We start from the raw sequence: 25949 nt of genomic DNA, 5'->3' as shown, positions 1-25949 counted from the left end.
CAAGAACATTGATTACAATACCAACGTTGAGAACCCGCATTTGTTTTACCATTTTTCTTACAAACGAAACCACAACTTGGGCATCTGACTAGTTTCATAATTATACTCCTTCTAAAAAATATATCTTTCTAGAAAGATAAAACCTTATTTGAGTCAGTAAAATCAAGGGGGTTCAGACTTTTTAGCAACACTTTTTGTCCTATATGTAAAAGTTACTCAAAAAGATAAAATGCCGATAGAGCCAGTATTTAACTAGCTCCATCGGCATTAACAGCAACACTTTTTGTCCTATAACCCTAATAATAAATATATAACCATTATATAAATAAAAGAGCTGAAGATTGTATCTTCAGCTCTTTATTTATAATATCGCTAAATAGATTAACGACCCATATCTATTGTATTATCCCAAATAATATTTGTTCTACGACCATCAAAACCTTGGTCTGGTTCAGGAGGTAATTTACTGGATTTAGATTGACCTACATATGCTCCTGTTTCCGCATCTACAGTAACTACAGTCTTTTTACCATCTTGATGCATTGTCATATAGTATAGAATCTTGCCTTCATGAGCTTCAATTTTCCAGCCTTTTACAACTGCATCAGCACCAAGCTGTTGTTTCGCAACGCGCTCAGCTTGAGCTGCTTCGATGACTTTATCTTTATTAAAGATTTCACCGATAACTTTCTTAGGTTTGCCACCTTCATCCATATCAGATGTATTACCAGTGATAACGTCGATTTTCATCTTATATTGATGATATTTACTATAGCCTACTACTTTGTAACCATAGTTCAAATCATTAGAGTTAAGCTCTACAGAATGAAGTGCTGCATTAGGAAAACGATTTTGGAAAATAGTACCAATTTTACTCATAGTCATAACCATGGATTCCCCTGGTGCACGTTGTACAGAAATATCAGTACTTGTTTCTGGTTTTGTTTTACGTGCATCTGCTACACTAGGTGTAGCAACGGACAATACGCCAACTGCCAATACACCAGTTAATGCCATAGAAATCAACTTTTTATTCATTACATATCCTCCTACTATATACAATGCTTTCACCTATGGTAAAAGCCATCTGTATACTAGAATTACTATAATTTTGTGCTATACGCAACAGCACACAAAACATACATAAATAGATATATTATTTAGACAATATACTATAAACCTTCATTCGATGCAAGTCGATCGTTTACATCAGTCATAAGCAATTTGTAACATGTTGCCACCAAAGGTACGCCAATCAACATGCCAGTGACCCCCATTAAACTACCACCTACGATAACGGCTGCAAATACCCACAAACCAGGTAAACCAACAGAATTACCTACAATCTTGGGATAAATAAAGTTACTTTCAATTTGATGAAGCACCTCTAAGATAATCACATAGATTAATGCATCCATAGGACTAACAGTAAGTAAGATAACTGCGCCTATAACGCCCCCTACATAAATACCTAGCAATGGAATTAATGCAGTAAGACCAATAACACAGGCAATCGTAGTAGCATATTCGATATTAAATGCCCACAATGAAATGCCCACCATAATACCTAAAATTAAGGCATCTATAAACTGGCCTACAAAGAAGTTACTAAAAGTTTGAACAGCTACGCGTGTCACATAACTAACACGATTAACCCACTCATCAGATGCATAGGCTCTTAGGATTCGTTTACCTTGCATCATAAGTCGCTCTTTATCGAGCAACATATAAATGGCAAAGATTAAACCTAAACCTATATTCAAAGTCCAAGATAAGGCTGTCCCCATCGCATTAACTAGGTATGTACCACCCTTTGTGCCCCACTCGCGAGTATATTTAACAATACTTTCACCACTCAAGGTATCCATAAGAGTTTGATTGGAGGCCATTGGAATGGTTTCTGTAAAGTGTTGCATCCATGTTTGGAAATCGGTATACAACTGCGGCGAAGAAGCTACGATAATCGACATGGAATGAATTAATTGTGGAATCGCCATGCGAGCAATGAAATACACGATAGCACTGATAGTAACAAAGGATAATACAAGACTTAAAGGTCTTCTAATTTTATCTTTCCAACCAGTTTTATTCTTAGGCCACAGCCACCGTTCATAGCGTACCACTAGAATATCCAGGACAAATGCTATACAAGCACCTACTATAAGTGGAACAAAGGCAGTGATAATAGCATCAATAGCATTAGCAATATCGCTGATGCGTAGCGCCATCATGATCATAACGCCAGCCAGTATAATGGCCCCTATAAGCGGTTTGTAATATTTAAATCGTTTCATATATAACCTACTTTACTATACTCACAACACATACATTACCAAAACTTAATGAACATTGTATGACCTACGATTGTATGCAAGCTTAGTATAACACAAAAGTCCACCTTATCACATGCTCGGTCCCCCGATGAACACGAGAGCATGATAGAAGGTGGACTTATTGTATACCTAATCTAGATATATCTAGAGATTAGCGATGGATATAAACATCTACACGACGGTTTTCAGCTTTACCTGCTGCAGTGGAGTTAGTTGCCACTGGTTTAGTGTCACCATTAGCGATACCAATTAAGCGATCAGCAGATACACCATTGTTTACTAAGTATTGAGCTACATATTGTACACGGCGTTCAGACAAGCCAACGTTATATTGTGGAGTAGCATCAGTATCAGCATTACCTAACAATTTAACTTGGTCTTGAGAGTATTGGTGAGCAGCGTTTACAGCAGCTGTCAAGTTTGGATATTGGTCTGCACGAGCAACATCTTGATCGGAATCGAAGTAGATAGATTCTACATAGTAATCCAATTTAGGAGTTTTGTACATAGGAGCTTCTACTACAGGAGCTGGAGCTGGAGTGTATACAGGAGCTGGAGCTGGAGTTGCTACAGGAGCTACTGTTTTGTAACCACCGAAACGGTAGGACAAACCAACTACAGGACCTTGGAAGGAGATGTTGGAATCATCGTCACGTTTAGTATTGATATAACGATAACCTGCATTGATATCCAAATCTTCGTTAACTTTGTAGCCTAAGCCAGCTTCCCAAGTGGAAGTTCTCTTAGTACCTACACCAGCTTTACCGTAAACTTCTACTTTAGAGCCAAGGTTTGCTTTACCAATTACACCAGCTTGAGCAATGTTATTTGCTTTAGCGAAGTCATCACCAGAAATGTGTGCATAACCACCATATACTGCAAAGTTTTTATTCAAGGATTGAACCAAATTAACTTCGTGCATTTTGTCACTGTAGCTAGTACCGCTCAATTTGTCATTTAAACCATGATATTGGTATTGCAATGCAGTTTTATCAGACAAAGCATAAGTTAAACCACCATCAAAGTTCCATTTTGCATCAGCATTGAAGTCATTAGTTTTTGCTTTGGAATGAGCTGCGCCAAGATCAACTTGGAATTCACCTTTGTTGAATTGAGTTTGTGGAGTTGCGCCAGCTACAGATACGCCTACAGCAGCAACTGCCAATAAAGCTAATAATTTTTTATTCATTATAATTCCCTCCAATAACAGCCTTTAACAATACACAGGCCTTTGGTAATAATATACTTTCATTTTACACAACTTTTCGATAAATTTCAATATCTTTTATGAATTTATCATGAGAATTTCGAATTATATCTATATACAGATGTTATATTTTTTAATTAATAATATATCTATCTTTATATTATAAGCATATTGAGGAGCTAATCGTATAAATGATTAGTTTCTGAATGCTTGCTCTTTTAAGATATATCTTATACTTCTTAATGAATCTTTAAAATTAATCAAACTAAAATACCTACGGAAACGTAGGCGTTCTATTTTAAATTAGTTGTCTTTTACGGAGAACCATGCGTGCCCTCTCTCAGGGCCATTCATGTTACCTCCATCATTAAAAACAATTTCTAAATTATATCAACGACTTTTTTCGATATAATTTTGCAAAATATTTTTTATGATGTAGCGAAATCCGGATATTATTATTTCCTATACATCATGATTTTCATCACAAAATAAATTCTATAGAATATGATATACTGATATTACATACTTTGTAGAAATTACTATTGTATATAGTACTTATATTGGAGGAAGCATGAGTAAATTAGCTTATATTGTACGTCATATCAACTTTGAAAATGCCGGTATTTTGGAGTCAGTCTTAGTGGAGCGAGGGTTTGAACTAACATATATCGAAGCGCCCCTTGCCAATTTTGAACACTATGATGCCCAAAAAGCTGATTTAGTCATCGTCTGCGGTGCTCCCATTGGCGCGTATGATGAAAAACTCTATCCATTCTTAACCGACGAAATCAAGTTTATTACAGATCGTATTAATAGTAAAAAGCCATTACTAGGCATTTGTTTAGGTGCTCAACTTATATCTCGTATTATGGGTGGCCACGTAGGACCTATGAAGCATGGTAAGAAAGAAATTGGCTTTAGTCCCATTGAGTATACTACTGAAGGAGCCTCCTCTCCATTAGCATTGCTAGGCAATGTGCCTGTTCTTCACTGGCATGGCGATGAATTCGAAATTCCTAGAGGTGCCGTTAGACTTGCCAAAACAGAGCTATGTCAAAATCAAGCATTCTCTGTAGATACTCATATCCTAGCCCTTCAATTCCATATGGAGGCTGACCCTACTTTAATTGAAAGTTGGCTTGTAGGTCATTGTGCAGAACTATCTAATGCAGGAATTGACATTTGCAAACTTAGAGATGATGCCAAACGACTACGCCAAGAATTACCTGCTGCTGGTAAAGCGGCTTGTATTGCCTGGCTTGAACAAAATCATTTATAAAAACAAAAACCGCCTTAGTAAAACTAAGGCGGTTTTTGTCTGTTTCTTATATATATCCCTTACATATATACACGAAATCATAGATTTCTGGTCCGACAACACATTCCCCAATGTGTCATTTTTTCCACATTTGGTATTGTACATCAAAAAAATTGAATATGCAAGAAGTTTTTCATAAATCTTTCATAAATTATTTTAATTTTTTCAATATAAAAAGTGATAAATAGCAATGCATCATAAGTTTTATCGACTTTAATGCGCTATATTTAACACTACAAACTTTAAGTTTTATATGAAAAATTCAACTTAAATGATATTCAAAATTAATATTTTTGACATTATTAGGTAAAATTAGACAATTTTATGCTGCCATGTCCCTCTAATAAATCTCACGTAAGAACAGCATAAGCGTAAGGACTGATCAAAGCACAAGGATAACCAGGCACCTAATAATCCTAAACCTAACGTAATACACAATAGATAGGTAATAATAGGTCGAATGATAGCTACACTAATTAGGGAATATTGCATAATATAATACGTATCCCCTGCCCCTTTTAACACACCAGAATATACTTGCTGTAAAGCTTGTGGGAAAGCTGCTACTGCCATGATGCCCATCAAAGAACCAGAAAGAAATACTACTTCACTTTCACGAGTATAAAGCTGTACCAAAAACTCTCCAGGACCAATAAATATCAAGGCACTTACAAGACCTACTACAAGACCAATACGAGCACCAATCTTACCATACGTCTTTGCAATATCTGGACGTTTATGTCCTAAACTTTGACCTGTATGAGAGGCCCCTGCGAAACCAAGCCCCATGGCAAAGTAGTAGAATATGTCCATCAAATTCATACATACATAATGAGCTGCCAATGGCACGGCCCCTAAGGAAGCAACAATCATGGTGTATGTATACATACCAAAACGTTCAAAGAACTGCTCTCCTAAAGAGCTGCCCCCAACGTGAAACATCGTATGAAGTACGGGTCTTTCAAAGGTCCATTTGGACGGATGTCGCAATGTTAGTCCTGTAGTCGTGTGCTGTGAGATAGTACGCAGTAGCAACAATGCAATAAGAGCACTACTGATCATGGTCGACACGCCCGCCCCCATAACACCGAGCTCAGGGAAGAACCCAATACCATAAATCAAGAAAAAGTTCATGATGGTATTTAAAATGTTCCCTACTACATTTGATTTAAAAATTACTTTTGTATTACCGTATCCGATCAGTGCAGCCCCTACAATTTGACTAAAAGATTGGAATATTAGACTAATGACAATAAAACGGCCATACCAGACAGCCGTGTCTATATAGCCGTCTTCGGCACCTGTAAAGCGTAAGATATGCTCTAAATTAAAGAAACATATTGCCAATAAAGGCACATAAATCAAAAAATTTAATAATATAGACTGCTTAAGAACTGCATTCATACCGTCCACATCGCCTTCACCATGACGGCGCGCAATGATAGCAGTAACAGCAATAGATAAAGCGCGGCAGAAAATGAGCATCACCATTTCAGGCTGTCCCATAATACCTACCGACGCAAGTGCAGACGCACCGAGTGCCCCAACCATTGCCAAATCGATGGCAGTCATAAACTGTAACATCAAACCTTGTAATGTAGCTGGCCAAGCAATTTTCAAATATTTACCATACAGTTGCTTTGTAGTTCCCACTGGACCTAACCGCTCTGCAGCGGGCAACATGGTATCTACTGAAAGCCATCGTTGTATGCGGTCTAACATAGTAACTCCTATTCATGTAAGATCGTACAAGTTGGAACCATCAATTAGCTCCTAATATCTTCTAAATTATATCACAAATATACATGAGAAGGCATTCATATATTATGCTTTTATTTAATAATCTATATCAAAATAACAAAAGAACCCCTTACCTTTCCTCTTATACCAATATAGGTATAACTACGATAAGTAAGGGGTTTCTTTTTAAAGCTCCAGTTCTTTGAGATACTCACAATTGAAATTGTATCTCACTTTATAGAGAGGTATCACTTCAAATAAAACTTCAAAGACTAGAGTACTGGACTAATCAGTACCGATTTATCTTACTATATACTGATTAACCTTTAGATGCTAACAACTGGTTTACTGCTGCCCGCAAGTCATCTAAACCTTGTTTTGTTTCAGCCAATTCTTGACGTTGACGTTCATTTTCAGCTTCCAATGTATTTAGACGAGCTGCTTGATCAGCAATAATAGTCTTTTGTTCACTATTTTCCTTCTTGAGGCTAGATACCTCATCTTGCATTACATACACAGAGCTAATAGGGCCTGCTTTGTAACGATCAGGAATATTTTTCTTTTCTGGGCTAGAGCCAAATTTGTGAGTTACACCTGCATTGACCATGTTGCGGTTCGCACCAAGAGATACACCAACGTTGAACATTGTATCTTCATTTGTATAATGTGCAAGACCTAATGCCGCTGCTGTTTCACCGCGATAGTTACCAACACCAGCCATCACTTGAGTTGGTTCCAATGGGTCATATTGAATCGGTTTCAACGCTGCCATTGCTGCTGCATGCGCACCTACACGTTGTACCTCACCTGCTACTTGACCAATAGCATCGCCAATTCTAGCATTAGATGCTTTCAACTGACTAACATTAACTGCATCAGTATCATCTGTACCAGGTGCAATACCTTTAAGTTGGTTATTACCATTATTAAGGCCATCCTTAGTCAAGGAAATAGTGCCTGCATTTGGATTATTAGGATTTGCACTGCCTGGTGTAATTGTTATGCCATTACCATCTGTGACAGTTGTGTTACCTGCTGCATCTTTAAATGTAGCAGACTTCATATCCTTCAGTTCAGGATTTACTGCATAACTAATTGTTTTACCTGCTTGGCTAACCATCATATTATTGCCCGCTTTGAAAGTAACTGTTTCATCGGTTTTTACTTTTTCAGCAGTCGCCGTTGGTGTGCTATTAATACCAGAGCCTTCTATACCAACAGTTGCATTCCAGCCTGCATTTTCAACGGCAGATTTTACTTGATCTTCAGTAGCTGCACGACCAGACACAATATTATTTGGATTCCAAGTTTTATTAGTCAAACCTGTAACAACACCATCTTTGCCATTTACTGCAACAGGATTAATGCCACCTGTAGTAATGATGCCATCTTTACCATCGATACCTACAGTACCAATTGTAGCCTTGCCATCCTTACCATCAAGAGCAATCTTATCGCCAGCTTTTACAGAACCATTAACACCATCGATAGCAACTGCATTAGCACCATCACCAGCTTTAATAGTACCATCTGTGCCATTAATTGCTACAGCATTACCATCTTTACCGGCTTTAATAGTACCACTTGTACCATCTACAGTAACTGCCTTAGTTGGATCTGTGCCCAATGTAACCTTATCATTCAACTTGTTATCATAAATGATATGTCCATCAGCGGCAGTAGTTTTAGTCAATACAATATTACCTGTAGTACTACCAGCACTTTCACCACCATTAGCAGTCAATTCTGTTTTAGACGCCTTAGACTTAGCCTCTAATTGACGTACATTGACAGCATCGGTGTCATCTGTACCATCTGCAATGTTAGAAATCTTATTGCCACCATTATTGAGACCATCCTTAGTTAAGGATACAGGATTTTTACCAGCTGCAGTAATGGTTACACCATCTTTAGTAAGAGCTGTATTATTACCATTGCCATCATCAATAACTGTACTATCTGCTGTGGAAGTATTTGTTTTTGTACCATCCGTAATCTTAGTGCCATCTGCAGTTGTTGCTGTAGACTTAGTACCATCTGCTACTGTATTACCAGCTGCAGTAGATGTATTGGTTTTAGTACCCGCAGTTTGTGTAATGGAATCACCATTGATAACCGTTGTGTTATTACCAGTACCATTGAAGCTTGCAGAGTTCATGTTCACAAGGTCTTTATTCAAAGAATATGTGAAGTCACGCCCATTTTGGTTGATTGTGATATTTTCACCAGCAATCATAGTAACCTTTGCGTCTTTACCTACTTTGGCATCTGTTTTAGTACCAGTTTGTTTACCAGATGTAGCAGCATCTTTATCTGCTGTAATTTGCCATGTTTGGTTAGCTGCAGCATCAGCTACTACTTTCAATTGATCCTCGGTAGCAGCACGGCCAGAAACAGCATTGCCATCCCAAGTTGTATTACCGAGACCTGTTACATGGTTATTTGTACCATCTATTGTGACGCCACCAATATTAGCAGCTTTACCTGTAATAGTACCAGTAGTGCCATCTAACGTTACCGCCTTATTACCACCTGTTGTAATTGTATTATTTACGCCATCAATAGCTGCACTACCAATAGTAGCCTTACCGGCTGTACCATCAATAACAATGGCATTAGCGCCAGTACCAAATGTCAATGTATCATTAAGTTTTACATTGTAAATTGTATGACCATCTGCAGCCGTTGTAGACGTTAATTTTACATTGCCAGTTGTTGTGTTAGCCGCTTCATCATCATTAGCAGTAATTTCTGTTTTAGATGCTTTTTTAGCTGCATTAATCGCATCTGCTACATTCTTAGCTGTTGCCACACCATCTGTAGCAGGACCTGTAATAGTGCCATCTGTGCCAGCTGTAATAGCCGCTGTTTTTACATCATATTTAACAACGCCCGCATCATCGATAGTAGCAGTTGTTAACGTGCCATCTTTAAAGTTCAAGCCATCAGCCAAGGATACTTGTTTAGCTGTACCATCATTTGCTTTATAAGACAATTTAGTCTTAGTAGCAACCTTAGTACCGTCAATCGTTACCTTGTAATCCTTAGTTGTGCCATCTGCACTTGGTGTACCTGTAACAGTCAACGGATTATCCGCATCAGTTGTATCAGTACTTACTGTAACTGCACTGACAGCAGATTTCTTAACCTCTGCTTCGGATACTTTTACAGTTAAGTTCTTACCATCTGCATCAGTTGTTACATATTTACCGTCGCCTTTGATACCCAATGTATCATCTTTAAGATTTACAACACCGGCAGATGTATTCGTATCGCCAGCAAATTTCAAGTTAATGGCATCAGTGCTTGCTTTAGCTGCCTTGTTGATAGCATCCGCTACATTTTTAGCTGTTGCTAAGCCATCATCACCTGTGACAGAGGCTGCACCTGTAGTGGCATTGCTATCGATAGTCGCACGTTTTGTAGATACCTCTACAGTATCGCCATTCATCTTCGTAGAGATGAAATCACCTGTAGCACCTTTTACATTAAACGCTACATCCCCATCTTTTAAGGATTGGCTAGATACAGTACCACTATCTGCACCAAGGGAAACCTTACGACTCACAGCCGCTGCAGAATCATTGATTTTGGTCTTAGTATCATCATTAATATCAAATGTTACCTTACCATCATTATCTACAGAAGCCTTTGTCATTGTGCCATCTACAAAGTCTAAGCCTTTAGATAATTTAACAGACTTAGCATCTGCATCAGCGGCACTATTAGCACGGTATGTCAACGTTTGACGAGCTACAGTATCATTCAATTGTTTTACATTTACTGCATCAGTATCATCTGTACCTTCCGCAACCTCTTTAATTTTGTTGCCACCAGCATTGATTTCATCAAGAGTAAATCGGATTGTTTTAGCTCCTCCTGCAGATTCGGCAATTATTCCTTGTGCATCATGAATAGATTCATTTCCATTCCCATCGTGGAAAGCAAGTAAACGAGATGTAAGATTATTAGCATCAGAACCACTATGAAGATGTATAATGTCTAATCCAAGAAACGTTTCAACTCCATTAGCACCAGTTTCGCCATTATTAATGCTTAAACTCTCATGATTAATTTTGGTATAAGCAGCATCACGTGAAGATCTAAATGTGCCGCTAGAATTTGCAGCATCAAACTTGATTGTTTCACCTAGATCATCTTCAAAGGAAATAGTGTTCATTTTCTTAAGGTCTTTGTTTAATGTAGTAGCAATATTTTTACCAGTTTGTGTAACTGCAATATTGTTATCACCAGTAAAGTCAACAGTATCACCACCAGCTACAGTAGTCGGTGTATCACCATTAGCAGATAGTTTCCATGCTGCACCGTCTTTAGCTTGGCTAGCCGCTTTGTTAATCGCATCGGCCACGTTCTTAGCAGTTGCTAAGCCATCATCACCTGTAACAGAAGCAGTACCTGCAGCATCACTGTTGATAGTGGAACGTTTTGTAGAAACTTCTACAGTGTCGCCATTCATCTTCGTAGAAATGAAATCACCAGTCGCAGCTTTTACATTGAATGCTACATCACCATCTTTTAAGGATTGACTAGATGCTGTACCGCTATCTGCACCAAGAGAAATATTACGAGCAACTGCAACGGAAGAGTTATCTACTTTAGTTTTAGTATCTGTATCTAAACCAACAGTAATCGTTTGATTATTTACAGTGGCTGTCACACCATTAGCACCAGCCACATTAAGTTTTTGGTTTTTAAGATCAATAGTACCGTTATTTGTACCATCTGTAATATTTAAGTTTTGAGACAAGTTAGCAACAGCTTGCTTAACATCACCAATATTTGCTGCATTGGAATCAGTTGTACCACCACTAGCAACATTAGTAATTGTCTTGTTACCACCGTTGATACCATCAGTTTTATCAATGGAGATGCCACCTACAGTTACTTTATCTGTTGTGATACCAGTACCTGTAATTGCAGTAGTACCATTTGTTAAGCCAGATGTATTGATTACTGTGTTACCTGCAGTAATAGAATCTACTGTAAGATCTTTCTTTGTGGCTACAGTAATTTTCTTTTTATCTGTACCATCTTGAGTGATTAAAATATTATCACCATTGATAAGATCTACAGTGTCACCGCCTTGTACAGTTGTTTTATCAGTTGTGCTGGAATTTGTTGTAAGATTCCATGCCGCACCAGCTTTAGCTGCATCAGCGGCTTTATTGATAGCATCGGCTACATTTTTAGATGTTGCTAAGCCATCATCACCAGTTACAGATGCTGCACCTGTATTTGCATCGCTAGTAATAGCTGCACGCTTAGTGGAAATTTCAACAGTGTCACCATTCATCTTTGTAGAAATGAAATCACCTGTGGCACCTTTCACGTTGAATGCTACGTCGTTATCTTTCAAAGATTGACTAGATGCTGTGCCGCTATCTGCACCAAGAGAGATGTTACGAGCTACTGCTGTGGACGCATTATCTACTTTAGTTTTGGTAGTTGCATCAAGACCTACTGTAACAGTTTGGCCATTTACAGTTGTAGACACACCATTTGTACCGGAAACAGTAAGTTTTTGATTTTTAAGATTTACAGTACCGTCTGTAGCACCATCAGAAACAGTAAGGTTTTGAGACAAACCATCTACTGCTTTATTGATAGAATCTGCTACATTTTTAGCAGTCGCTAAACCATCTGTAGGACTATTTACTTTAGCTTTACCATCAGCGTCATTAGTAATAGTTTCTGTGGCAGTAGAAATAGTTACAGTACCATTTGTACCTACAGTTGCTTTTGTAAAAGTACCATCTGTAAAGTTTAAACCATTTGCCAAGGACACTTTGTTTGCATTAGCACCATTAGCTTTGTATGTTAATTGTGTTTGATTAGCTAATTTTGTTGTATCAATACCAATTGCATAGTCCTTAGTATTTGTACCTGCTGTTGGTGTAATTGTAATAGGATTATCTGTTGTATTAGCCTTGCTAACAGTTACTGCGCCTACAGCTAAATCTTTTACTTTAGCAGAATCAACAGCTACTTGTACACCTGTAGCAGAAGCCTTAGTAGTAACTAAATCGCCATCACCAGCCACTTTAAAGGTTGCATCACCGTCTTTAAGATACTTAAGACCTGTAGATCCTGTATCACCTGTTAAACCAATACCTTTAGTCGTAGCATTTACCGTATTATTGTCTAAACCAACAACAAGACTACCATTATTTGTACCAACTAAATCAGTTCTAATACCATTAGCACCGATTACTTTAAGTGGACTTTCACTAAGCTTAACAGTACCCGTTTTAGAATTTGTATCTAGTTTTAATGTAACAGCATCTACAGCATTCTTTACATCTGTAATGTTCGCTGCATTAGTACCTATATTACCACCGCTAGAAACGTTGGTAATTTGCTGTCCCCCTGCACTAATAGCATCGGTACCAAACTTAACAGTTTTCGTAGCAGTTTTTGCAGTTAAACCATCACGAGTTATGGTCACATTATTACTACCAGTAGTCGGACCAATTTGAAGCGTTGTATTACTCAATACATTATCGCCGGCTTTAAATGAATCGCCAGTAAAGTTTCTACCTTTTACAGAACCATTTGTACCATCTAGAGTAATTTGATTGCCACCAGAAGAAACCGTAACGGAATTATTTGCTTTCACAGTATCTACAGTAATCGCCTTATTCAAAGAAGTAGTAATTTTTTTGCCACTACGAGTTACTGTAATATTATTGTCCCCACCAAAGATTACAGTATCTGATTTATTGATTACTTCAGGAGCACTAGAATCCCTGTCTGCCGCTAATTTCCAATGATATGCATTGGCAGAAATAGCTTTATTGATAGCATCTGCTACATTTCTAGAATCAGCCATGCCTGCAGCATTTGCAGAAGCTTGACCATTTGTGACATCAATATTTTGTGTTTTACCAGAAATTGTAAGGTTCTGACCGTTGGCAGATGTTGTAATATATGTATTATCGCCCTTAAGGCCTAATGTGCTCTTTGCAATATTCACATTGCCAGTATTTACATTACCAGAGAATGCAAGGTTAACACTCTTTAATTGGGCTACGTTAACTGCATCTGTATCTCTTGTACCTGCTGCAAGGCCTGTAAGTTGACGTGTTACAGTACTACCATTACCAATAGAAACGGCACCTGTTGTACTAGTAAGTACATTGCCATTCAAACCAGAATAAACATCTGTACGGTTTGTATTAGGATTATAACCCTTATTAGCAGTACCGCCTGCTACATCAGCAACGGAATCACGCCCTAAGGCAACACCACCATCAACGGTAACGCTAGAATCAGGACCAATAGCAACAGATTTAACTGCACTTGCATTAGCTCTAGTACCAATAGCAATAGAATGTTGAGATGTGGAATTAACGCGACTACCTATGGCAATTGATTCTAAACCATTAGCTGTCGTAGCAGAGCCGATTGCAAGAGCTCTATTGCCTGTAGCTTTCGTTGGCGTAGATCCATATGAACCAATGGCAATAGTTCCATCATCATTGGCTGTAGCACTAGCACCTAACGCCACAGAGTTAGCACCTTTAGCAGTTACATTCATACCAGTAGCAACACTGTTAAAGGCAATCGACTGAGCAGCTTGACCAACTGCGACACCGCCTAAATCAGACTTAGTTCCATTAGTACCAACAGCAACACCATTTGCACCTTTTGAAGTGGTAAAAGCACCGATAGCTATACCATTCTCGCCTGTGGCAGAACTTTTTCTACCAATAGCAATACTATTATCTGCAGTGGAAGAGCTTTCGCCCCCAATAGCGACACCATATTGATTAGTCGCATTGGCTAACATACCGATACCTACACCAGCAACACCTCCGACCTTTGCTCTAGAGCCCAATGCAGTAGAGGATGCGCCAGATGCTACAGTACCATGACCAAATGCGGTAGAATCATTACCAGAAGCTGTTGCATCAGCTCCCAGTGCACTTGCATAGTTACCTGTAGCCTTAGAATCAGTACCAACTGCTACAGCAGCATCCTGAGACGCAATGGATTTAGCCCCTACCGCTGTGGCATTACCAACAGCGCTAGCCTCAGCACCTAAAGTACTCGCATATCTACCTTTAGCTTCAGCACTAATACCAACTGCTACAGATCTATCACCAGTGGCACTGGTCTTAGAGCCTAACGCTGTAGCACTATCAGCTTCTGCTAAAGCTTTTAGCCCCAATGCAACTGTAGAATAACCGTTTGCCTTAGCACCAGCCCCCACCGCTGTAGCAGGTAATGCAGGATTTGCTTCTGCTGCATTTGCTACACTATAATAACCGATTGCAATGGATTGATTACTACCAGAATTCGCCGCATTACCAATAGCTAGGCCATTAGTTTTACCGCTAGCTACAGTACCATTAGCAATAGATTCAGATGCTATATCAGTTACCGGTGGCGTTGCTGCTGCAACATCAATTACACTTGCAGTCTGCATCGCCAAGGCAGCCAAGATACTCGCTACTACAATTTTCTTTTTCCCTGTTTTATTTTTTGCCATTTCAGATACTACAACGTAGCACTGTTTAGACTTAGACCAAATGACTTTAAATATCTTATTCATACATTTTCCTTCTTTAAATTACTAACCCTCAACTATATGAATCATATGTTCCACACTTCTCTCAGTCTGGAAATAATGAAAGCTACACAGACTTTCATTTATAAAATCTATCTTTAATTTTACCATAATTCATCTAATTTTCTCAATTTAAAAGTGTAATTTTTGGATATTTACTATTATCTCAATTATGCATAGAGTATGCTTAAACACGCAGTATCATCATAATTCATTTACAATTCACCTTAATAAATTGCATATTATATGAATTTTTATGCTACTAATTGAGAACGAAAAGAATATTAGATTTCATTACAAAATTAATCACCGTCTAAAAATATTCATAAATTATTCATTATATACAGTTTTATCGATATTTTTATTAATTATTAAATTAGAATTTTCAGACTATTTTATTTTACAGATATAGCTTTAATAAACTATTTTTGTTTTCATACTAAAAAGAGCCTCCTCTTTCGAGGAAGGCTCTTTTCATTTTTACATATCCATTCACGGGATATACATAGTTCTAACTATATGTACAATATGATTATGCTTTATTTGCCAACAATTGGTTAACTGCTGCTTTCAACGCATCAATTTCAGATTGTTGTTGTTCAAGCTTGGATTTGTACTCTTCATTTTGGTTACGTAAGTGACTTACTTCATCTTGCATTACGTAGATAGAGCTAATAGGACCAGCTTTATAACGTTCTGGAATCGCATCTTTTCTATCACGGCTACCACCAAATTTATGAGTTACACCAGCATTAATCATGTTATGGCTAGAACCAAGTGTAACACCAATATTAAACATTGTATCTTCAGTTTTGTAATGGGCAAGACCGATTGCACCCGCTGTTTCACCACGGTAGTTACCAATACCAGCCATGATTTGTGTTGGTTCCAATGGATCGTATTGGATTGGTTTCAACGCTGCCATAGCTGCCGCATGAGCACCAACACGTTGTGTTTCAACGCCTACATCGTTAATAGCTTGTTGTAAACCAGCTTTAGCTGCTTTCAATTGGCTAACGTTTACTGCATCTGTATCGGCTGTGCCAGGTGCTACACCATGAATTTGGTTACCACCATTGTTTAAGCCGTTTACAGTAAGAGATACAGGGTTAGCTGCTGCATTTGCAGGAGTGATAGTCATACCTGCACCGTTAACTGTTGTAGAGTTACCAGCTGCATCTTTTACAGTTGTACCAGCAGGAGTGATCTTAGTAGATGGACCATTTTCATCACCTACAGTTACACTGTTAAGACCTTTCACGTCTTTAGCCAAGCTGTATGTGAAAGTAGTTTTATCTTGTTTTACTTCAAGGTTATCACCAGCTTGGAATTTAACAGTATCGCCACCTTGTACTTTTTCTACAGTACCGCCAGCTGCAGTTACATTCCATGCAGAAAGATCTTTAACTTGTTGTTTACCAGCATCTGTTAAGTTGCTCAAATCTTGGTTTGCTGCATTATCGATTTTTGCTTTAGTTGCATCATCGATTTTAACAGTTACATCTTCACCATTAGCAACAGTTGTTAAACCATTTTCGCCTTTGATGTTGAATTTCACATCGCCTGTGCTCAAGGATTTTTCCTCAGTAGAACCTGTGTTACCACCTAAGGAAATCTTACGACCGATAGCTTCTGTATTTTTATCAATTTGAGCTTTGTTTGCTGCAATATTTGCTTTATTTGTTGCAATATCACCAGCATTTTTAGTGATAGCATCTTTGTTAGCAGCAATATTTCCTTTATTTGCTGCTACTTGGTCATCAACTGCTTTCAATTGATCTTCAGTTGCCGCACGACCAGATACAGGTTGTGTTTGACCTGGAACCCAAGTTGTATTAGTTAAACCAGTTACTTGAGGCGTTTCTACACCATCAGTTGCTTTTACTTTTGGAGCTGTAATAGTGTCGTTAGCAGTTACAGTATCAAATGTTACATCTTTCTTAGTAGCAATTGTGAAGTCTTTACCATTTTGAGTAATGGAGATATTATCACCATCGATGAACTTAACTGTATCGCCACCTTGAACTTTTTCTGCAGTACCATTATTAGCTACTACATTCCAAGCTGCTAAATCTTTAACTTGTTGTTTACCAGCATCAGTTAAGTTGCTCAAATCAGTGTTTGCTGCATTGTTGATTTTGTTTGCAGTATCAGCATCTAACTTAACAGTTACATCGTCGCCATTAGCTTCAGTAACGATACCATTTTGACCTTTAATATTAAATTTCACATCGCCTGTGCTCAAGGATTTTTCGTCAGTAGAACCTGTGTTACCACCTAAGGAAATCTTACGACCGATTGCTTCTGTGTTTTTATCGATTTGAGCTTTGTTTGCTGCAATATTTGCTTTATTTGTTGCAATATCACCAGCATTTTTAGTGATGTTAGCTTTATTTGCCGCTACTTGATCATCAACTGCTTTCAATTGATCTTCTGTAGCTGCACGACCAGATACTGGTTGTGTTTGACCTGGAACCCAAGTTTTATTCGTCAAGCCAGTTACTTCTGGAGTTTCTACACCAGTTGTAGCTTTTACTTTTGGCGCTGTAATTGTGTCATTTGCAGTTACAGTATCGAAAGTAACATCTTTCTTAGTAGCAACTGTAAAGTCTTTACCATTTTGTGTAATTTCAATGTTATCGCCATTGATAAACTTAACTGTATCGCCGCCTTGAACCTTTTCAGCAGTGCCATTATTAGCTACTACATTCCATGCCGCTAAATCTTTAACTTGTTGTTCACCAGCTGGAGTCAAGTTGCTCAAGTCTTGGTTTGCAGCGTTGTTGATTTTGTCTTTAGTAGCATCATCAAGTTTAACAGTTACATCGTTGCCAGCAGCTACAGTTGTAATACCGTTCTCACCTTTGATTTTAAATTTCACATCGCCTGTGCTCAAAGATTTTTCAGTTGTGGAACCAGTGTCACCATCTAAGGAGATTTTACGAGCGATTGCTGTTGTATTGTTATTGATATTATCTTTATTTGCTGCTACTTGGTCATCAACTTTTTTCAATTGATCTTCAGTTGCTGCACGACCAGATACTGGTTGTGTTTGACCTGGAACCCAATCTGTATTAGTCAAGCCAGTCACTTGAGGAGTTTCAACACCAGTTGTAGCTTTTACTTTAGGCGCTGTAATTGTTTGGTTTGCAGTTACACTATCGAATGTTACGTCTTTTTTAGTGGAGATTGTGAAATCTTTACCCGCTTGTGTAATTTCGATATTATCACCATTGATGAATTTAACTGTATCGCCGCCTTTAACATCTTCAGCAGTACCACTATTAGCAACTACTTTCCATGCAGCTAAATCTTTAACCTTTTGCTCACCTGCTGGATTCAAATTACTCAAGTTTTTATCAGCAGCGTTATCGATTTTATTTTTAGTATCTGTATCAAGCTGAACCGTTACATCTTCACCAGCTGCTACTGTAGTAAGACCATTAGCACCTTTAATATTGAACTTTACATCACCTGTGCTCAAGGATTTCAACATTGTGGAACCAGTATTACCGCCTAAGGAAATATTACGAGCAATAGCAACTTTGTTAGCTTCTGCTTTATCATCTGTTTTCTTCAATTGAGATACATTGACAGCATCTTTATCAGCTACGCCATCAGCTACGTTAGTAACTTTCATGTCGCCTGCATTGATACCTTTGTCGCCATCAATTTTTACAGTTGGATTGCCTGCAGCATTGTTGAAAGACGCACTATTCAAGCCAGTAAGATCTTTCTTCAAGGATACAGAAATATTTTTATTGTTTCTAGCAACTGTAATATTGTCGTCGCCAGAGAAATCTACAGTGTTACCTTTTTCAATTGCTTCTGGTGTTGCTTCACCATTAGCGGAAAGGTTCCATACGTATTTATTTTGATCGATAGCATTATTAATTGCATCAGCCACGTTTTTAGCATCTGCCATACCTGGAGTTGCTGTAGCTGTACCATTTGTAACAGTAATATCTTGTTTTTTACCAGCAATTGTAATTTTCTTACCATTAGCTGTAGTTGTAATATATGTATCGTCACCATTTACAGCTAATTTACTGTTAGCAAGGTTTACGTCACCAGAACCAGTGTCACCTGTGAAAGCAAGGTTTACACTCTTCAATTGTGCTACGTTGACTGCATCTGTATCAGCCGTACCAGCAGCTACATAGTTAATTTGACGAGTTTGACCTGTTGTACCAACAGCAACGCCACCCAATGTAGATGTTAACGTTGCACCAGTTAAGTTAGCATAAGTATCAGTACGACCAGTATTAGCATTATAACCTGCTACACCTGCCGCAGTACTAGCAACAGACTTAGAACCTATTGCAACACCATCAGCAGTTGTAGCACTAGCACCATCACCAATAGCAATCGATTTAACTGCACTTGCGTTAGATCTAGTACCGATAGCAATACCATCATTCTCTGATACTGAGCTTTTTCTACCAATAGCAATACTGTTATCTGCAGTGGAAGAGCTTTCTCCGCCAATAGCAATACTATAATCTTTAGTTGCATTGGCTAACATACCGATACCAACACCTGCAGTTCCAGCGGCCTTTGCCCTAGATCCCAATGCAGTAGAGGATGCACCAGATGCAGCAGTACCATGACCAATTGCAGTAGATTCAATATTGGAAGCTATCGCATCAGCCCCCAAAGCACTGGCATTGCCATCTGTTGCCTTAGCACCATGACCAACTGCCACAGTATCATCCTCGGACGCAATGGAGTTAGCACCTACCGCTGTAGCATTTGCCGATGTAGCTTGTGCTGATAACCCCAATGCAACTGTAGATCGACCTGTTGTATTAGCACCATCACCAATAGCTAGAGAGCTTGTTGCAGCCTTATCTGTAGATGCATTAGGACCAATAGCAATGGAGTTATTTGCTGTTGCGCCTGTATTATCCGCATTTGGAGTATCAGTAGATTTAATAGATACATATTTATAAGCAATTTGATCCACGATAGCAGCTAACTGAGAACCGTTGATTGCATCTGTAGAAGTAGCACTTACTTCACCTGGAGCCACGTTTTTCAACTGACGTTCATAACCTGCCGCACCGAAGGATACAATATCACCTTCTAAAGTTTTATCGCCACCAGCCCATGTTGCTGTAATGCCATTTGGCAACGTATAGCTAGATTGTTTTGTACCTGGCTTATCTGTAGTAGAACCACCACCAAGAGCAACAGAGTTATCACGATTTGCTTTCGCACCGGTACCGATAGCGATGGCATTTGTTACAGAATCATTAGATGCAGTACTTGTATTAACACCTGTCAAAGCACCAGCAATACGATTTTTAGAGTCAGCGCCAGTACCAATCGCAATACCAGCATTACCAGATTGGCCCTTAGTCCCCACTGTGATACCGATATGGTCTGCTGTAGCATTATTATAATCACGCCATTTAATTTCATATCCTGTTAAAGCTTTTACCGCATCAGAAACAGTAGCAACAGTAGCTTTACCTGTATTAATATCGGTATAAACAGCTCTTGTACTTGTCATTCTATCAGCATCGTCACCGCCAATAACAATAGATGAGTGACCAAAGGCTTTAGTATTACCACCAATAGCAATAGCTTGGTCTCCTATAACGGTAGCCCCTTGCCCCGGTAATGCACCACCACCAATGGCAATACCTTGTGAAAAATTAGTACCAGCTTCGTTTACTGTCGCACTAGTACCAATAGCGATGGCAGTACCACCATTTGCAATTGAATTTTTACCTACAGCAACACTTGGTGTATTACTATATAGACCTTTTGAAGAAGCATTTTGACCAATAGCAATCCCACCAGCAGCAGTCTCTGCTTTTGCAGCAGTACCAATTACAACAGCATCACTAGTAGTAGCTTTTACATTTGTACCTAAAGCAACTGCATTTACACCTGTAACACTAGCATTGTTACCTAAACCGACTGCATTGGCACCTGTAACAGTAGCACTATCACCAAAAGCTACAGATGCACCACCAGTAGATGTAGGCACCTCGTTTACAGCCAATGCTACATTAGCATTAGTCATAGCTAATGCTGCAAAGATACCAGCTACTACAATTTTCTTTTTACCGCTATTGTTTTTAGCAAATTCAGATACTACTACGTAGCAATTTTTGGATTTGTTCCAAACCACTTTAAAAATCTTGTTCATTGTTTTCTCCTTTAAACTACTATAAAGCTCTCAAACTTCTATATAACAAATAATCTCAATTTCAAGTTTTTCGATATACTCAGTATACCAAATTTTTCGATATGCTTGCAACCCCTTTTCACTAATATTTCATTTTTAGAATAACCATTGCAAATACAGCAATAAAGTGATTTCTTTAAACCCCTTATAAAATAAAACCTAATAATTGGGGTGATTTTATACCATAATTTAGAAGAGAAGATGAATTTAAACTCACAATTTAACTTTTCCTATATAAATATAATTGATAAATCACTAAAATTACGACCACAATACTTTATATAGCTGTATTCTTAGAGGTATACTAGCTTTGCAATACTATATTTCATTAAATTTTTATAAATTACTTTTCCATTCAAATTAAGATAAATTGGCAGCCCAAAACCAAAATAACGTCTAAAGAGTAATCTCTTTAGACGTTATTTTTTATATGACATTATTTAATTTAAATACATAAGCACTTTGTTCATGTGCTAATTCGATACGCTTACGTAATCGTTCCATATACGCTCGGTATATATCTTGCGCTTCATCAATAGACACGATATTAAAGTTAATCCCATCCCCTACCGGTAGTTGGCTAAGCCGAGGTAGGTCTGCGGTAATGATAGTGCCTATTTTTGTATAGCCCCCTGTTGTTTGGCGATCTGCCATGAGGACAATGGGATGTCCATTCGATGGCACTTGGATAGAGCCAAATACGGCACCGTCAGAAATAATATCTGCACCGTCTACGTGTTCGATTTCAGGACCATCTAAGCGGAAGCCCATGCGGTCACATTCTACAGTCAGTGTATAGATGTTATCACTAAAGGTCTTGATACCCTTCTCGGTGAAATATTTTGCCTGATCACCTAATACAACGCGTAACGGTTCATGACATTCACGGCCCCCACGGTTATATAAGGCGGTATTGAATAGAGTATGCCCTTCACCACGGTAATCGCAGACATGCACTTCATCTCTGGTGAACGCTTTGATGTCAAGTTCATCTCCCTTTTGTAATGGTCGCCCCTCAAGGCCCCCAATTTTCGCCTTTGTATGGGTCGATACACTGCCGTTGATGCTTGGCACGTCGATACCACCAGAAAAAGAAATGTACATGCGCACGCCACATTGACTAAAACCACCGGAAATGACATCGCCGTCGTGACATACAAATGGAATATATCTTGGTACTCGTACACTATTGATGGTTGGTTCCATGTCGGCCCCGGTGAAAGCAACGATACATGTGCTGTTCACGGTGAGTGTAGGCGGCAATAATGTGCATTCTAAGGCACCTGCCGTTTCTACATTACCTACCAGTGCTTGCCCCAACAGATAGCTTTCACTATCCATAGGACCTGCTACAGGCATACCATATTGTTGGAACCCAACGCGACCTTTATCTTGAATGGTAGTGTACATGCCAGGTGCATTTACGTAGATAGATAATTTATTAAACTCATTAATAGCCACGCAACTCACCTACCTCTACTTCATACATGGATGGCGCATAGTCCGCCCCCAATGCTTTAATACGATTATATTCCGCTTCATCTATCGGCACATAGCGCACATAGTCGCCAGCACTCAATAGCGCCGCTTGTTTCTTAGACATGTCATACATGGTTACCGGTGTACGGCCAATGATTTGCCATCCCCCTGGAGAGTCGGATGGATACGTGCCAGTCTGAGCTCCCGCAATGCCTACAGAACCTGCAGGTATCAATGTTCTTGGTGAGGACAAACGAGGTGTTGCAATGCGTGGATCCATGCCGCCCAAATAGGTAAAACCAGGAATAAAGCCAAGCATATATACCAAGTAATCAGTACCACTATGAATGGCTACAACCTCATCTTCAGTTAGATTATTATGAGAGGCTACAAAACCAAGGTCTGGACCAAACTCTCCACCGTACACGGTAGGAATTTCAACGACGGTAACAAGTTCATTAGCATTATCTGTTACAGTCTGCTCCAATGTAGGCTCAATGATGTTACACAATTCTGCATAGGAGTATAACATAGCATCATATTGCAAAAGCAATGCACAATAGGTAGGTACTAATTCAATAATGCCCTCTAGATTCAGCTCTTGAATTCGCTCTATCGTTTGACGAATATGTCGATTAATCTTTGGATCGATGACTTGACCAAAATCAATAGAGATAGCGCAATCCCCTACAGGTGAAATTATAGGTTTCATAGGTATCTCCTTCCTAAAACCAGAAAGAACCATTACCTTCAAACGAAAATAATGGTACTTTCATAATTATCAAATTAACCAAGTAATTTAGCAATGCCTTGTAAGGATGTAACGCCGATGTAAGCTGTTACAAGTACTACAATCCATCCTGTATAGTATAACAGTTTATTATGTTTATAGTCGCCTACGATTTCAGATTTATGAGTAGCAAAGAGCATTACTGCCAATGTAATCGGCAAGATCAAACCGTTTACGGAGCCAGCCAAAATCAACAAGGATGCTGGTTTACCAATGAAGATCAAAATACATGTAGAAACGAAGATGAATGTCATAATAGTCAATTTTTCATTTCTTTCTACTACTTTAAACAATGTTTTTAAGAAGGACACGGATGTGTATGCTGCACCTACTACAGATGTTAAGGCTGCACAGAAGAACACGATACCGAACAATTTATGGCCAATTTCACCAGCACCAAGAAGGAATGCAGAGCCAGCTGGATCTTTAGGATCTAACGCAAAGCCCATGGACACAACACCAAGAACGGCTAAGAATAACAAGATACGAACCACTGCATCTACGGACATACCCATGAAGGCTGCACGACGTACATCTTTCAAATGTTCTTGACCAGTAATGCCCGCGTCAATGAGTCGGTGACCGCCAGAGAATGTAATGTAACCACCTACGGTACCACCGATAAGGGTAATAGTAGCAAGCCATGGATAATGCGTTGGTGCCACCGCATGAGTAGCCGCTTCAGCCACTGGAGGGTTTGTAGAAAACGCTACATAACCAATTAATACAAGCATTACCGTACCAAGAATTTTAGCAGTGTTGTCTAGTACACCACCCATTTTTGGAGAGGCGAACAATAGAATACCAAGGATACCACTGATAGCCGCCGCAGTCGTTGTATCAATACCAAATACAATATTTAGGCCCATAGATGCGCCCCCAATGTTGCCGATATTGAACGCAAGGCCCCCAAGAGAAATCAAGAATGCTACGAAGTAGCCAAGTCCTGGCAATACTTTATTCGCAATATCTTGACCGCGCATTTTAGATATGCCAATGATGGTCCACACATTAAGCTGTGCAATAATTGAAAAAATAACAGATACAATGATGGCAAACGCAAAGTCTGCTTTTAAATCATTCGTAAATGCCGCCGTTTGTAACATAAAGCCCGGCCCAATAGAGGACGTGGCCATCAAGAAAGCTGCCCCCAAGAGGACAGATAAACTTGCTTTACCTGAAATTGGTTTCATAAAAACCTCCACACAATAATTTATTAACGATCTATTATGTACTTACTATTTACTACATATTTACTATTTACTACATATTCACTATTTATTACGTATTTGCTATGTATTGCTTATTTTATAATGGCCGTTTTACTATTTACGGTTTTGAAAATTAGCCACTGTAACACCCGCTTTTGTAAGGCCTTCACGGATGTAATTTGTGAAAGCTATCGCTTCTGGGTTATCGCCATGGACGCATACAGAATCAGCTACAATATCAATAGTATTTCCTGTATTTGTTACAACCTTGCCTTCTGTAACCATCATAAGAACTCGTTCAAGAGCCTCTTGAGGGTCTTTTATGAAAGCGCCAGGTTCTGTACGAGGTACCAATGTACCTTCATCAGTATAACCACGATCAGCAAATACCTCCTGAATTACAGGAATGCCTCGACGCTCTGCTTCTTTTGCAATATAGCTACCGCTCAACACCATAGCTGCAATATTAGGGTTTACCGCTTGTAAGCCATCTAATACAGCATCTGCCAATGCAGGAGTTACACATGCGGTGTTATAAAAAGCACCGTGTAATTTCATATGTTGCAATGTAACGCCATAGCTATCACAGAAGGCTTGCAATGCACCAACTTGATATATCATATACGCTTTTGCCTCTGCTGGATTTACTGCCAATGCTCGACGGCCAAAGCCCATTAAATCAGGATACCCAGGATGAGCCCCTACGGCTACGCCCTTTTCCTTGCACATGCGAACTGTAGCATCCATAATGAGAGGATCCCCAGCATGCCATCCACAGGCAACATTAGCACTCGTGACGTGATTTAACACTTCACTATCCATGCCTAATGTGTAGTTGCCAAAACTTTCACCTAAATCACTATTTAGATCTACATAATGTGACATCAATAATCTCCTCCCTTTCTTCATCTCTTTTTTAAATTCTATAGAATATTGAATTTATAGATATGATTATACTAAATAAATCGATATATTAGCAATGATTTTTATCATGTATACAAAATTTCTTTATTAATACACATGTTAAAATGCATATTAAGACACAAAAAAGCACCCCACATTATGTGGGGTGCTCTCAGTAT

General features: G+C 38.8%; 11 protein-coding genes. 1 reads left to right on the top strand and 10 read right to left on the bottom strand.

The genetic code is table 11. From position 1 onward, the window contains the following. Positions 1-381: 381 nt before the first annotated feature. The 3 genes from VCHSUH04_RS03405 to VCHSUH04_RS03395 form a co-directional block, all read right to left on the bottom strand. Entirely contained in the window at positions 382-1038 is a 657-nt protein-coding gene (locus VCHSUH04_RS03405; RefSeq protein WP_105085356.1) for a peptidase, read from the bottom strand. A 134-nt stretch (positions 1039-1172) separates the two neighbouring features. Beyond that, positions 1173-2294, bottom strand: a complete 1122-nt coding sequence (locus tag VCHSUH04_RS03400) for an AI-2E family transporter (protein ID WP_105085355.1) — start codon at positions 2292-2294, stop codon at positions 1173-1175. 190 nt (positions 2295-2484) lie between these two features. Beyond that, positions 2485-3522 (bottom strand): OmpA family protein, encoded by a 1038-nt coding sequence (locus VCHSUH04_RS03395; RefSeq protein WP_105085354.1) that lies wholly within the window; start codon positions 3520-3522, stop codon positions 2485-2487. A 589-nt stretch (positions 3523-4111) separates the two neighbouring features. Between VCHSUH04_RS03395 and VCHSUH04_RS03390 the strand changes: the two genes are divergently transcribed. Further along, the gene (locus VCHSUH04_RS03390; protein WP_105085353.1) at positions 4112-4819 is read left to right on the top strand and encodes a glutamine amidotransferase; all 708 of its coding nucleotides are present in this window, start codon (positions 4112-4114) and stop codon (positions 4817-4819) included. Positions 4820-5170: 351 nt separating this feature from the next. On the opposite strand, the gene VCHSUH04_RS03385 is transcribed toward VCHSUH04_RS03390, so the two are convergent. From VCHSUH04_RS03385 to VCHSUH04_RS03355, 7 genes are all read right to left on the bottom strand, one after another. After that, the gene (locus VCHSUH04_RS03385) at positions 5171-6580 is read right to left on the bottom strand and encodes an MATE family efflux transporter (RefSeq protein WP_105085352.1); all 1410 of its coding nucleotides are present in this window, start codon (positions 6578-6580) and stop codon (positions 5171-5173) included. 337 nt (positions 6581-6917) lie between these two features. Then, positions 6918-15173 carry an ESPR-type extended signal peptide-containing protein gene (locus VCHSUH04_RS03380; protein WP_105085351.1) on the bottom strand — a complete coding sequence of 2752 codons (8256 nt, stop codon included), beginning with the start codon at positions 15171-15173 and terminating at the stop codon, positions 6918-6920. Between the two features lie 547 nt (positions 15174-15720). Next, positions 15721-21348: an ESPR-type extended signal peptide-containing protein gene (locus tag VCHSUH04_RS03375; RefSeq protein WP_105085350.1), complete on the bottom strand. Its 5628-nt coding sequence runs from the start codon at positions 21346-21348 to the stop codon at positions 15721-15723. Between the two features lie 465 nt (positions 21349-21813). Beyond that, positions 21814-22857 (bottom strand): biotin-dependent carboxyltransferase family protein, encoded by a 1044-nt coding sequence (locus VCHSUH04_RS03370; protein WP_369819984.1) that lies wholly within the window; start codon positions 22855-22857, stop codon positions 21814-21816. Next, positions 22838-23578 (bottom strand): 5-oxoprolinase subunit PxpB, encoded by a 741-nt coding sequence (pxpB, locus tag VCHSUH04_RS03365; RefSeq protein ID WP_105085348.1) that lies wholly within the window; start codon positions 23576-23578, stop codon positions 22838-22840. The genes VCHSUH04_RS03370 and pxpB overlap by 20 nt, the downstream gene beginning before the upstream one ends. 74 nt (positions 23579-23652) lie before the next feature. Further along, entirely contained in the window at positions 23653-24849 is a 1197-nt protein-coding gene (locus tag VCHSUH04_RS03360) for an NRAMP family divalent metal transporter (protein ID WP_105085347.1), read from the bottom strand. Positions 24850-24981: 132 nt separating this feature from the next. Continuing rightward, positions 24982-25752, bottom strand: a complete 771-nt coding sequence (locus VCHSUH04_RS03355; protein ID WP_105085346.1) for a LamB/YcsF family protein — start codon at positions 25750-25752, stop codon at positions 24982-24984. Between the last annotated feature and the right edge of the window lie 197 nt (positions 25753-25949).

The sequence above is a fragment of the Veillonella sp. T14073-2 genome (assembly GCF_002959875.1).
Taxonomy (GTDB): domain Bacteria; phylum Bacillota; class Negativicutes; order Veillonellales; family Veillonellaceae; genus Veillonella; species Veillonella infantium.
Note: the sequence above shows the minus strand (reverse complement) of the source record. Positions and strands in the feature narration are given on the sequence as shown.